At 69.1% G+C, this 12805-nt stretch carries 11 protein-coding genes; all 11 read left to right on the top strand.

Annotation, left to right across the window (positions count from 1 at the left end; translation table 11 throughout):
• Positions 1-100: 100 nt before the first annotated feature.
• Positions 101-1795 carry a dihydroxy-acid dehydratase gene (gene ilvD / locus MT346_RS03835; protein WP_243561471.1) on the top strand — a complete coding sequence of 565 codons (1695 nt, stop codon included), beginning with the start codon at positions 101-103 and terminating at the stop codon, positions 1793-1795.
• A 41-nt stretch (positions 1796-1836) separates the two neighbouring features.
• Complete coding sequence (locus tag MT346_RS03830; RefSeq protein WP_243561469.1) at positions 1837-3660, top strand: acetolactate synthase large subunit; 1824 nt, start codon at positions 1837-1839, stop codon at positions 3658-3660.
• Positions 3657-4157 carry an acetolactate synthase small subunit gene (gene ilvN / locus MT346_RS03825; protein ID WP_243561468.1) on the top strand — a complete coding sequence of 167 codons (501 nt, stop codon included), beginning with the start codon at positions 3657-3659 and terminating at the stop codon, positions 4155-4157. Before MT346_RS03830 ends, ilvN begins: the two co-directional genes overlap by 4 nt.
• Positions 4158-4202: 45 nt before the next feature.
• Positions 4203-5228, top strand: a complete 1026-nt coding sequence (gene ilvC / locus MT346_RS03820) for a ketol-acid reductoisomerase (protein WP_243561466.1) — start codon at positions 4203-4205, stop codon at positions 5226-5228.
• A gap of 168 nt (positions 5229-5396) precedes the next feature.
• A complete protein-coding gene (locus MT346_RS03815) occupies positions 5397-6587 on the top strand; it encodes a mannitol-1-phosphate 5-dehydrogenase (RefSeq protein ID WP_243561465.1) in 1191 nt (396 codons plus the stop codon).
• Positions 6588-6683: 96 nt separating this feature from the next.
• Positions 6684-7148 (top strand): hypothetical protein, encoded by a 465-nt coding sequence (locus tag MT346_RS03810; protein ID WP_243561464.1) that lies wholly within the window; start codon positions 6684-6686, stop codon positions 7146-7148.
• Positions 7145-7519, top strand: a complete 375-nt coding sequence (locus MT346_RS03805; RefSeq protein ID WP_243561463.1) for a hypothetical protein — start codon at positions 7145-7147, stop codon at positions 7517-7519. The genes MT346_RS03810 and MT346_RS03805 overlap by 4 nt, the downstream gene beginning before the upstream one ends.
• A gap of 155 nt (positions 7520-7674) precedes the next feature.
• A complete protein-coding gene (gene serA, locus MT346_RS03800) occupies positions 7675-9264 on the top strand; it encodes a phosphoglycerate dehydrogenase (protein WP_243561461.1) in 1590 nt (529 codons plus the stop codon).
• 12 nt (positions 9265-9276) lie between these two features.
• Positions 9277-10344 (top strand): 3-isopropylmalate dehydrogenase, encoded by a 1068-nt coding sequence (locus tag MT346_RS03795; RefSeq protein WP_243561460.1) that lies wholly within the window; start codon positions 9277-9279, stop codon positions 10342-10344.
• 15 nt (positions 10345-10359) lie between these two features.
• Positions 10360-11484 carry a branched-chain amino acid aminotransferase gene (locus MT346_RS03790; protein WP_243561459.1) on the top strand — a complete coding sequence of 375 codons (1125 nt, stop codon included), beginning with the start codon at positions 10360-10362 and terminating at the stop codon, positions 11482-11484.
• Positions 11485-11514: 30 nt separating this feature from the next.
• Positions 11515-12285: a fumarylacetoacetate hydrolase family protein gene (locus MT346_RS03785; protein WP_243561458.1), complete on the top strand. Its 771-nt coding sequence runs from the start codon at positions 11515-11517 to the stop codon at positions 12283-12285.
• Positions 12286-12805: the final 520 nt, after the last annotated feature.

Genomic DNA, 12805 nt, shown 5'->3' with positions numbered 1-12805 from the left:
CGGGTGATCCGTGCCTCCAGGCCGGTGCGTCCGTCGGGCCGGAACATGCGGACGCATGCAGGTGCACCACTGGTATCCCAATCCGTCCTAGACTCAGGCCATGCCTGACATCGACGTGAAGCCGCGCAGCCGGGTCGTCACCGACGGGATCGAAGCAACCACCTCGCGTGGCATGCTGCGGGCCGTCGGGATGGGCGACGAGGACTGGGAGAAGCCGCAGATCGGCATCGCCTCGTCGTGGAACGAGATCACCCCCTGCAACCTGAGCCTCGACCGGCTCGCCCAGGGCGCCAAGGAAGGCGTCCACGGCGGCGGCGGGTACCCGCTGCAGTTCGGCACCATCTCGGTGTCGGACGGCATCTCGATGGGTCACGAGGGCATGCACTTCTCGCTCGTCTCGCGCGAGGTCATCGCGGACAGCGTCGAGACCGTGGTCAGCGCCGAGCGCCTGGACGGCACGGTGTTGCTGGCGGGCTGCGACAAGTCGCTGCCGGGCATGCTCATGGCCGCCGCGCGCCTCGACCTGGCGAGCGTCTTCCTGTACGCCGGATCGGTCATGCCGGGCTACGTCAAGCAGGCCGACGGCTCGATGAAGGAAGTCACGATCATCGACTCCTTCGAGGGCGTCGGCGCCTGCAAGGCGGGCACGATGACCGAGGCCGAGCTCAAGGAGATCGAGTGCGCGATCGTCCCGGGCGAAGGTGCCTGCGGCGGGATGTACACGGCCAACACGATGGCGAGCCTGGCCGAGGCCCTCGGCATGTCGCTCCCCGGCTCCGCGGCACCGCCCAGCGCCGACCGCCGCCGCGACTACTACGCCCACCGCTCGGGCGAAGCCGTCGTGAACATGCTGCGCCACGGGATCACCGCGCGGCAGATCCTGACCCGACAGGCGTTCGAGAACGCGATCACCGTGCTCATGGCGCTCGGCGGCTCGACCAACGCCGTGCTGCACCTGCTCGCCATCGCGCACGAGGCCGAGGTCGAACTCGACCTCGACGACTTCAACCGCATCGGCGCGAAGGTCCCGCACCTGGCCGACATGAAGCCCTTCGGCCAGTACGTCATGGTCGACGTCGACCGCAACGGCGGCATCCCGGTCATCATGAAGGCGCTGCTCGACGCCGGCCTGCTGCACGGTGACTGCATGACCGTGACGGGCAAGACCGTCGCCGAGAACCTCGCCGAGATCGACCCGCCCGCGCTCGACGGCAAGGTCTTCCGCACGCTCGACAACCCGATCCACGCCACCGGCGGGCTGACCGTGCTGCAAGGCACCTTCGCGCCCGAGGGCGCCGTCGTGAAGACCGCCGGCTTCGACGCCGAGGTGTTCGAGGGCCCCGCGCGGGTGTTCGACCGCGAGCGCGCCGCGATGGACGCCCTGACCGAGGGCGGGATCGCCAAGGGCGACGTCGTCGTCATCCGCTACGAGGGCCCGAAGGGCGGGCCGGGGATGCGCGAGATGCTCGCCATCACCGCCGCGATCAAGGGCGCTGGGCTGGGCAAGGATGTACTACTCTTGACCGACGGCAGGTTCTCGGGCGGCACAACCGGCCTGTGCATCGGCCACATCGCACCAGAAGCGGTGGACGCAGGTCCAGTCGCCTTCGTGCGCGATGGCGACCGCATCCGTGTCGACATCGCGGCTCGCTCGCTCGACCTACTGGTCGACCCGGCCGAGCTGGAGTCCCGCCGTGACGGCTGGGCACCGCTGCCCCCGCGCTACACCCGCGGAGTCCTCGCGAAGTACGCCAAGCTCGTGCAGTCCGCCGCCAAGGGCGCGGTCACCGGCTAGCCGTTCGCACCATCGCCATCTCGTCAGGCAAGGAACCCCTCATGCCCACGGAAGCCACACCGCTCTCCGCGGCCACCGGAACACGCCGTTCGCCGGAGGTCCTGACCGGCTCGGGCGCCGTCCTGCGGTCGCTCGAGCACCTCGGGATCACCGACGTCTTCGGTCTGCCCGGCGGCGCGATCATCCCGTTCTACGACGAGCTCATGGCGTCGACGACCATCCGGCACATCCTGGTCCGGCACGAGCAGGGCGCCGGGCACGCGGCCGAGGGCTACGCGTCCTCGTCCGGCAAGGTCGGGGTCGCCATCGCCACGTCCGGTCCGGGTGCGACCAACCTGGTCACCGCGATCGCGGACGCCTACATGGACTCGGTGCCGCTGATCGCGATCACCGGCCAGGTGTTCTCGACGCTCATGGGCACCGACGCCTTCCAAGAGGCCGACATCGTCGGCATCACGATGCCGATCACCAAGCACTCGTTCCTGGTCACCAAGCCCGAGGACGTCCCCGCGACGCTCGCCGCGGCGTACCAGATCGCGACGACGGGCCGTCCGGGCCCGGTGCTGGTCGACATCACCAAGGACGCCCAGCAGAAGTCGGCACCCTACGTGTGGCCGCCCAAGGTGGACCTGCCCGGCTACCGGCCGGTCACCAAGGCGCACGGCAAGCAGATCACCGCGGCCGCGCAGCTGCTCGCCGAGTCGTCGAAGCCCGTGCTCTACGTCGGTGGTGGCGTGATCCGCTCCCGAGCCTCCGCCGAGCTGCTCGCCTTCGCCGAGGCCACCGGCGCACCCGTCGTCACCACGCTGATGGCGCGCGGCGCGTTCCCCGACTCGCACCCGCAGCACCTCGGCATGCCCGGCATGCACGGCACGGTGCCGGCAGTGCTCGGGCTGCAGGAGAGCGACCTGATCATCGCGCTCGGCGCCCGGTTCGACGACCGCGTGACGGGCAAGGTCGACGACTTCGCGCCCGATGCCAAGGTCGTGCACGTCGACATCGACCCCGCCGAGATCTCCAAGATCCGGTACGCCGACGTCCCCATCGTGGGCGACGCGCGCGAGGTCCTGGTCGACCTCACCGCCGCGTGGGCCGAGGTCCCCGTCGCCGAGCGCGCGTCGACCGCCGACTGGCACGCGCACCTGCAGCAGCTCCGCACCGAGTTCCCACTCGGGTACACCGAGCCCACCGACGGGTTGCTCGCCCCGCAGGCGATCATCAAGCGCATCGGCGAGATGACCGGACCCGAGGGCGTCTTCGCCTCGGGCGTCGGGCAGCACCAGATGTGGTCCGCGCAGTTCATCAAGTACGAGCGCCCGAACGCGTGGCTGAACTCCGGTGGCGCCGGCACGATGGGCTACTCGGTGCCGGCCGCGATGGGCGCCAAGGTGGCTCAGCCCGACCGCGTGGTGTGGGCGATCGACGGTGACGGCTGCTTCCAGATGACCAACCAGGAGCTCGCGACCTGTGTCATCAACGACATCCCGATCAAGGTCGCGATCATCAACAACTCGTCGCTCGGCATGGTGCGGCAGTGGCAGACCCTGTTCTACGACGGTCGTCACTCGTTCACCGACCTGCAGACCGGCCACGGCACCCGCCGGGTCCCGGACTTCGTCAAGTTGGCGGACGCGTACGGCGCGCTCGGCATCCGCGTCGAGAAGGCCGAGGACGTCGACGCCGCCATCCAGCTCGCGCTCGACACGAACGACCGTCCGGTCGTCATCGACTTCGTCGTCAGCCGTGACTCCATGGTGTGGCCGATGGTCCCGCAGGGCACCGGCAACTCCTCGATCGAGTACGCCCGCGACCTCGCTCCGACGTGGGACGACGAGGACGCCGACATGACCGGAGAACCCGCATGAGCCACGTCCTGTCACTCCTGGTCGAGGACAAGCCGGGCCTGCTGACCCGCGTCGCCGGGCTCTTCGCCCGACGGGGCTTCAACATCGAGTCCCTCGCCGTCGGCAACACCGAGGTCGCGGGCCTGTCCCGCATCACGGTCGTCGTCGACGTCGAGGACCTGCCGCTCGAACAGGTGACCAAGCAGCTCAACAAGCTCGTCAACGTCATCAAGATCGTCGAACTCGACTTCTCGCAGTCGGTCCAACGCGAGCACATGCTCGTCAAGGTCCGTGTCGACAACCAGACGCGCTCTGCCGTGCTCGAAGCAGTGACCCTGTTCCGTGCCCAGGTGGTCGACGTCGCGAACGACTCGCTCATCGTCGAGGTGACCGGCGACCCCGGCAAGATCCAGGCGATCCTCCGCGTGCTCGAGCCCTACGGCATCAAGGAGCTGGCACGCGCCGGACTCCTCGGCATGGGCCGCGGACCGAAGAGCATCACCGACCGCGTGCGCTGAGCGCGCCGGCCGATCAACGAACCACCAACAAGGAGATCACGCACCGTGACTGACATCGTGTACGACGCCGACGCCGACCTGACGCTCATCCAGGGCAAGAAGGTCGCGGTCATCGGCTACGGCTCGCAGGGCCACGCCCACGCACTCAACCTCCGCGACTCCGGCGTCGAGGTGCAGATCGGCCTGCAGGAGGGCTCGAAGAGCCGCCAGAAGGCCGAAGAGGCAGGCTTCGCGGTCCACACCCCGGCCGAGGTCACGAAGTGGGCGGACGTCGTCGTCATCCTGGCTCCGGACCAGGTCCAGCGCATCGTCTACAAGGACGACATCGAGCCGAACCTGCAGCCGGGCGCGACGCTCGTCTTCGGCCACGGCTTCAACATCCGCTACGGCTACATCCAGGCTCCCGAGGGCGTCGACGTGTCGCTCGTCGCGCCGAAGGGCCCCGGCCACACCGTCCGCCGCGAGTACGAGGCCGGCCGCGGCGTCCCGGTGATCGTCGCCGTCGAGGTCGACGCCTCGGGCAGCGCCTGGGACCTGGCATGGTCGTACGCCAAGGCCATCGGCGGTCTGCGCTCCGGCGGCATCAAGACCACGTTCACCGAGGAGACCGAGACCGACCTGTTCGGCGAGCAGGCCGTCCTGTGCGGTGGCACCTCGCAGCTGATCCAGTACGGCTTCGAGACCCTGGTCGAGGCCGGGTACCAGCCGCAGATCGCCTACTTCGAGGTCCTGCACGAGCTCAAGCTCATCGTGGACCTGATCTGGGAGGGCGGCCTCACCAAGCAGCGCTGGTCGATCTCCGACACCGCCGAGTTCGGTGACTACGTCTCCGGCCCGCGCGTGATCTCGCCCGAGGTCAAGGAGAACATGAAGGCCGTGCTGAGCGACATCCAGGACGGCACGTTCGCCAAGCGCTTCATCGAGGACCAGGACGCCGGCGCTCCGGAGTTCACGGCCCTGCGCGAGAAGGGCGAGGGCCACCCGATCGAGGCCACCGGTCGCGAGCTGCGTGCGCTCTTCGCGTGGAAGCAGACGGACTCCGACTACGTCGACGGTTCCGCCGCGCGGTAGTCTTCCGGAGACCACTCGATGACGAGGCGGCGGTGTGCTCCGGTGCACCGCCGCCTCTCGATGTGACCCGAACGGTATGCAGCAACTCTCCACCACCACGAGCGCCCCACCCGAGCACGCCCCTGCCCTGCGTCAGAGCACGCCCGTTCCGCATGGGATGATCATCGGATGGCGGTGACGAAACGAGCGGTCCACATCGGCGCCGGCAAGATCGGGCGCGGTTTCGTGGGCCAGTTCCTCGTCGCGAGCGGCTACGAGCTCACCTTCGTCGACGTCGACGACCGGGTCGTCTCCGCGCTCAACGAAGCGGGCCGGTTCGTCGTGCACGAGGTCGGCGAGATGCCGGTCGAGCACCTGGTGTACGGCTTCACGGCGCTCAACAGCAAGACCGACCGCGCCCGCGTGGTGCAGGCCATCGCGAACGCCGACGTCGTCACCACGGCCGTCGGCGCCCGGACCCTGCCGCTCGTCGCACCCGTCATCGCCGAGGGTCTGGCTGCCCGCCCGCTCGAGCGCGGTGACGTGACCATCGTCGCCTGCGAGAACGCGTTCAACGCCACGGACTCGCTGCACGCCAGCATCCGTCGCGCCCCCATCCTCGAAGACCGTGACATCGCCGCGGTCTTCGCGAACTGCGCGATCGACCGGATCGTCCCCGACCAGTCCGGCGTGCTCGGACAGTCCGGTGGTCTGGACGTCGTGCTCGAGCCGTTCTACGAGTGGGTCATCGAGCGCACGCCCTTCGCCGACTCCGACGTCGAACCGCCCGAGATCCACGGGGTCACCTGGGTCGACGACCTGCAGCCGTTCGTCGAGCGCAAGCTCTACACGGTCAACACCGCGCACGCCACGGCCGCGTACCACGGGTACGTGCGCGGTATCGGGCTCATCCGCGAGGCGCTCGAGGACCACGACGTCCGCGCCGAGGTCGACGGCGTCCTCGCCGAGACCACCGAGCTCCTGGTCGCCAAGCACGGCTTCGACCCGGCCGACCACGCGCGCTACGTCGCGGCGAACCTGTCCCGCATCGCGAACCCGCACCTGCCCGACACCACGGTCCGCGTCGGACGCAACCCCCTCCGCAAGCTCGGGCGCCGCGAACGGTTCGTCGGGCCGGCCGCACAGCTCGCCGAGCGGGGGATGCCCGTCGACCACCTGCTCGGTGCGATCCGCGTGGCGCTGGCGTTCGACGACCAGGACGACCCCGAGTCGATCGAGCTGCACGCGCTGCTCCGCTCGGGCGCGACCGCACACGCGCTCACCGAGATCCTCACGGGCCTGATGGAGAGCCACCCGCTGTTCCCCGCCGTGCGTGACGTCGTCGCCGAGGTCCTGCAGGCCCAGGCCGCCGACGTCTGAGCCGGCCGACGTCTGAGCCGGCCGACGTCTGAGTCGGCCGACGTCTGAGTCGGCCGACGTCGGACGGGAGGCCGTGGCTCTCGTAGAATCGACGGCATGACTCCGGCACCTCCCGCACGCGACGGCCACGCGGCGTCCCCGCCGGACGGCGCGGTCGACCACGACGACGAAGCCGCGCTGTCCTGGGACGACGCCGACGACGCCACCCACGTCGACGCCGCCCACAACCCGGTCCGTGCGAAGGCCCGACCCGAACCCGACGCCGAACGCCCGCTGGGCTCCGGTGCCCTGGTGGGCATGGGCGTCTTCGGTGGCATCTACCTGCTGTACACGGTCGCCTGGCTCGTCAGTGCGAGCCTGCTGACGGTCACCGGCACGGGCGTCGCCGGCATCGCGTCCGAGGCCATGCGCGTCCTGGCGATCATGGCGCCGGCGTTCTGGTTCGCCGCCACGCTCTGGCTCGGTCAGGGCAGCCGGGACCGCACCAAGTTCACGTGGTTGCTGGTCGGCGCCCTCGTGCTGATCCCGTGGCCCTTCATCATGACCAGGAGCTTCGGGTGAGCGTCGTGACCGACCGTCCCCGCACCGTCACACCGGGCAAGGTCGCCGTGTGGGTGGTCGCCGCCGTGTGCCTGGCCTGGGTGACCTGGCAGGCCGTCGGCAACCTGGTCGGCGTCGCGAAGTCGGTGTCCGACTTCAACGCCTTCGTGCGCCAGAACGGCGGCAAGGGCCTCGAGACCGCCACCCCCTGGACCGTCCTGATGATCGACGTGCTCATCGCGCCGGTCGGTTTCGTCGTGGCCTGGCTGGTGTCGCGGCGGATGGACCTGGTCCGGACCGTCGTGGTCTTCGTCGCCGCGCTCTGCGCGGTGTCGGCACTCTGGTTCACGCTCCTGCAGTACGTGTCCTCGACGCTCCGGATCGGTGCCTGACGCACCATCCCCACCGACAGGAGGCCCGTGGCGATCCCGCCACGGGCCACCTGTCGGTTCCGGCGTCCCCAGGACCGTGACGCGCGGTCGTAACGGACCGGTCGCGTCGATACGATGGTCGGACATCGCCCGTCTCGTGTGAGGAAACAGCAACTGTGCCGAAGCCGGTCGTCCTGATCGCCGAAGAACTCTCGCCCGCCACCGTCGACGCCCTCGGGCCCGACTTCGAGATCCGGAACGTGGACGGGACCGACCGTCCGGCTCTCCTGGCCGCCCTCGCCGACGCGCACGCCGTGCTGGTGCGCTCCGCCACCAAGGTCGACGCCGAGGCGATCGCCGCCGCGCCGAACCTCAAGGTCGTCGCGCGCGCCGGGGTCGGCCTGGACAACGTCGACATCAAGGCGGCGACCACCGCCGGGGTCATGGTCGTGAACGCGCCGACGTCGAACATCATCTCGGCCGCCGAGCTGACCGTCGGCCACATCCTGTCGCTCGCCCGCCACATCCCGGCAGCGCACGCGTCGCTCGCCGCCGGCGCGTGGAAGCGGTCCGCCTACACCGGCGTCGAGCTCTACGAGAAGACGGTGGGCATCATCGGCCTCGGCCGGATCGGCGCGCTGATCACGCAGCGGCTGCAGGCCTTCGGGGTCTCGGTCATCGCGTACGACCCCTACGTCACGACCGCCCGTGCCCAGCAGCTCGGGGTCGAACTCGTCCCGCTCGACGACCTGCTCCGCCGCGCGGACTTCGTCACGATCCACATGCCCAAGACCCCCGAGACCCTCGGCATGATCTCGGACGAGCAGTTCGCGATCATGAAGCCGACGGCCTTCGTCGTGAACGTGGCCCGCGGCGGCCTCATCGACGAGGACGCGCTGCACCGTGCGCTCATCAGCGGGCAGATCGCGGGTGCCGGACTCGACGTCTTCGTGTCCGAGCCCCCGACCGACTCGCCGCTCGTGGCGCTGCCGAACGTCGTCGTGACCCCGCACCTCGGCGCGTCCACGGGCGAAGCCCAGGAGAAGGCGGGCGTCTCCGTGGCCAGGTCGGTCCGTCTGGCACTCGGCGGCGAACTCGTCCCGGACGCGGTGAACGTCGCCGGCGGCATCATCGACCCCTACGTCCGTCCCGGCATCCCGCTCGTCGAGAAGCTCGGTCAGGTCTTCACGGCGCTCGCCACCTCGCCCGTCACCAGCATCGACGTCGAGGTGCACGGCGAGCTCGCCCAGTACGACGTCAGCGTGCTCAAGCTCGCTGCGCTCAAGGGCGTCTTCACCGACGTCGTCAGCGACCAGGTGTCCTACGTCAACGCACCGTTGATCGCCGAGCAACGTGGTGTGAGCGTGCGGCTCATCACCGACGTCGACAGCCCTGAGTACCGGAACGTGCTCACGATCCGCGGTGCCCAGTCCGACGGACCGGCCATCAGCGTCTCCGGCACGCTCACCGGCCCCAAGCAGGTCGAGAAGCTCGTCGAGATCAACGGCTACGACGTCGAGGTCGCGCTCGACAAGCACCACGTCGTGATGGACTACACCGACCGACCGGGCATCGTCGCGGTCTACGGCAAGGAGTTCGGCGAGGCGGGCATCAACATCGCCGCCATGCAGATCGCCCGTCAGGCCGCCGGCGGACAGGCCCTCAGCGTCCTGACCGTCGACTCGCCCGTCCCGACCGAGATCCTCGAACACGTCCGCCGGACGATCGACGCCTCCTCGCTCCGCGAGATCGACATCACCCTGTAGGGGAGCACCCACATGACGCAGACCCTCCGGCTCGCGGTCATCCGCGGCGACGGCATCGGACCCGAGGTGGTCGACGAGGCCCTCAAGGTCCTGCGCGCCGTCACACCCGACGACCTGGTGATCGACGAGACCCCGTTCTCGCTGGGTGCCACCCGGTACCTCGAGACCGGCGACATCCTCACCGAGGACGACATGGCGGCGATCGCCGCGCACGACGCGATCCTGCTCGGTGCCGTCGGCGGGGACCCCCGCGACCCACGGCTGGCCGGCGGGATCATCGAGCGCGGGCTGTTGCTCAAGCTCCGGTTCGCGTTCGACCACTACGTCAACCTGCGTCCGACCAAGGTCTACGACGCCGTGGAAACACCGCTCGCGTCACCCGGCACCGTCGACTTCGTCGTCATCCGTGAAGGAACCGAGGGCCCGTACGTCGGCAACGGCGGGGCGATCCGCGTCGGCACCCCGCACGAGATCGCGACCGAGGTCTCCCTGAACACCGCGTACGGGGTGGAACGCACGGTCCGGTACGCCTTCGACCTGGCGAACCGCCGCCCACGCAGGCACCTGACGCTCGTGCACAAGAGCAACGTGCTCGTGCACGCCGGAGCCCTCTGGCAGCGGACCGTCGCCGCCGTCGGGCAGGAGTACCCGGACGTCACCGTGGACTACCAGCACGTGGACGCGGTCACCATCCACATGGTGCGTGAGCCCTCGCGGTTCGACGTCATCGTCACCGACAACCTGTTCGGCGACATCATCACCGACCTGGCCGGCGCGATCAGCGGCGGCATCGGTCTGGCGGCCTCGGGCAACATCAACCCGGACGGCACCTTCCCCAGCATGTTCGAGCCGGTGCACGGATCCGCGCCGGACATCGCGGGTCAGCAGAAGGCCGATCCGACGGCCGCCATCCTCTCCGTCGCACTCCTCCTCGACCACATCGGTCGCGGGGACCTGGCGACGGCGGTGACGCGGGCCGTCGAAGCGGACCTGGCTGACCGGGGCACATCGCAGCGCAGCACGGCCCAGATCGGCGACGCGATCGCCGCCGCGGCCACGGCACGCACCACCACCGCCTGAGAAGGAGCCACACCGATGAGCACCGACACCGTCAGCGCCGAACCCGTCTTCGGGCTCGAGTTCTCCACCACCCCGTCGGCAGAGCGGCGTGCGGAGGCCGAGCGCGAGGTCATCCTGGCCGACCCGGGCTTCGGCAAGCACTTCACCGACCACATGGCCACCGTCCAGTGGACCCTCGACGCCGGCTGGCACGACGCATCGATCCACCCGTACGGGCCGCTCTCGCTCGACCCGAGCGCGAGCGTGCTGCACTACGCACAAGAGATCTTCGAGGGGCTCAAGGCGTACCGCCACCCCGACGGATCCGTGTGGACGTTCCGACCCGACGCGAACGCCCGTCGGTTCCAGCGGTCCGCGCGGCGCCTGGCCCTGCCGGAGCTGCCGACCGAGGTGTTCGTCGAGTCGATCCGACAGCTCGTCCAGACCGACGTCGACTGGGTGCCGTCCGCGCCCGAGACCAGCCTGTACCTGCGCCCGTTCATGATCGCGACCGAGTCGTTCCTCGGGGTCCGCGCAGCCCAGGCCGTCGCGTACCACCTGATCGCCAGTCCCGCCGGTGCGTACTTCACCTCGGGGCCGAAGCCCGTCTCGATCTGGTTGTCGACGACGTACGCCCGGGCCGGCCGCGGGGGGACCGGGGCCGCCAAGACCGGTGGCAACTACGCGGCGTCGCTGCTCCCGCAGCAAGAGGCGTACGAGCACGGCTGCCAGCAGGTGATGTTCCTGGACTCCGAACAGGGCAAGTACCTCGAAGAGCTCGGCGGCATGAACGTCGTGCTCGTCAAGGCCGACGGCACGCTCGTCACCCCCGACTCCGACTCGATCCTCGAGGGCATCACCCGCGACTCGATCCTGCAGCTGGCCGAAGACCGCGGGCTGCGCGTCGAGAAGCGTCGCGTGACGCTCGACGAGTGGCGTGACGGAGTGGCCGACGGCACGATCACCGAGGCGTTCGCCTGTGGCACTGCCGCCGTGGTCACGCCGATCGCCGAGCTCCGGGGCGACGGCTTCACGATCGGTTCCCCGACCGAGGGCGCCGGCGAGCTGACGATGTCCCTGCGCCAGGAACTCACCGACATCCAGTCCGGCCGGCGTCCCGACCCGCACGGGTGGATGACCAAGCTGACCGACGCGTCCTGATCGCGGCGCGGACGTCGGTAGGGTCGAACGGTGAAGATCGCACGGTTCAGCAGCAAGGGTGAAGACCCCCGGTACGGCATCCTCGACGAGCGCGCTCTGGTGGTGCTGGCGGGTGACCCGATGTACCAGGGGTTCGAGACGACGGGGGAGCGCGTCCCGCTCTCCGAGGCCAAGCTCCTGGCCCCGGTGATCCCCCGCTCGAAGGTCATCGGTGTCGGGCTCAACTACGCCGAGCACGCGGCCGAGATGGACGACGTGTCGGGTGACGACCCCGTGGTGTTCCTCAAGCCGAACACCTCGGTGATCGGACCCGACGAGCCGATCCGTCTGCCCGAGGGAATCGGCCGCGTCGACCACGAGGGGGAGCTCGCCATCGTGATCGGCTCCCTCGCCAAGAACGTCAAGCGCGAGGACTTCGCGAGCGTGATCCTGGGCTACACGATCGCCAACGACGTGACCGCTCGCGACCTGCAGGCGCGCGACGGCCAGTGGGCCAGGGCCAAGGGCTTCGACACGTTCTGCCCGCTCGGCCCCGTCATCGAGACCGAGATCGATCCGTCGGACATCCGACTCGAGACCCGCGTCGACGGCGACCTGCGTCAGGTCGCGTCCACCAACGAGATGGTCCACGACATCCCGTCGCTCGTCGAGTTCGTGTCGTCGATCTGGACACTGCTGCCGGGTGACGTCATCCTGACGGGGACACCCGCCGGTGTGGGGGAGATCCGTGACGGCGAGGTCGTCGAGGTCACCATCTCCGGCATCGGCACCCTGAAGAACCCGGTCATCGCGCGTCACTGAGCTCCGGACCCCTGCGCGTCCGGTCACGAACACCGACGGCCCGACATCCACCCGGATGTCGGGCCGTTGTCGTTCGACGACACCTGTTCCCCGTCGTTCCGGGCGACACGCCGTGGTGCGCGCCCGGTTTGCCCGATCGGGGGATCGCCCGTAGAGTTCTTACTCGTCACCCCAAAGGTGCGGCGGAGAAGCCGAGACGGTCACCCGGAACGCGAGTTCACGGAAAATGCAGTCCGACGGAGCCGACCTCAAGCGGGACCACCCACTCCAATGAAGCCGGTCGATTCGACCGCCACTGAAGTAGTGGTACAGTACCGAAGTTGCCCGAGCAGGCATTCCTTGACGGAGAAGAAGCTCGGTGCGTCTGGTCCTTGAGAACTCAACAGCGTGCACATTGTCAATGCCAATTTATTGACCCCGTGGCGTTCCACTTGTGGGACGTCCGGAGACAATTCCTTTTGGATTGAAGATTGTCAGTAGACAGTCAACAGTCAAGATCAACTCGGTCTGATGCTTTCGG

It is taken from the genome of Curtobacterium sp. VKM Ac-2922 (genome assembly GCF_022815645.1).
Classification (GTDB): Bacteria; Actinomycetota; Actinomycetes; order Actinomycetales; family Microbacteriaceae; genus Curtobacterium.
Note: the sequence above shows the minus strand (reverse complement) of the source record. Positions and strands in the feature narration are given on the sequence as shown.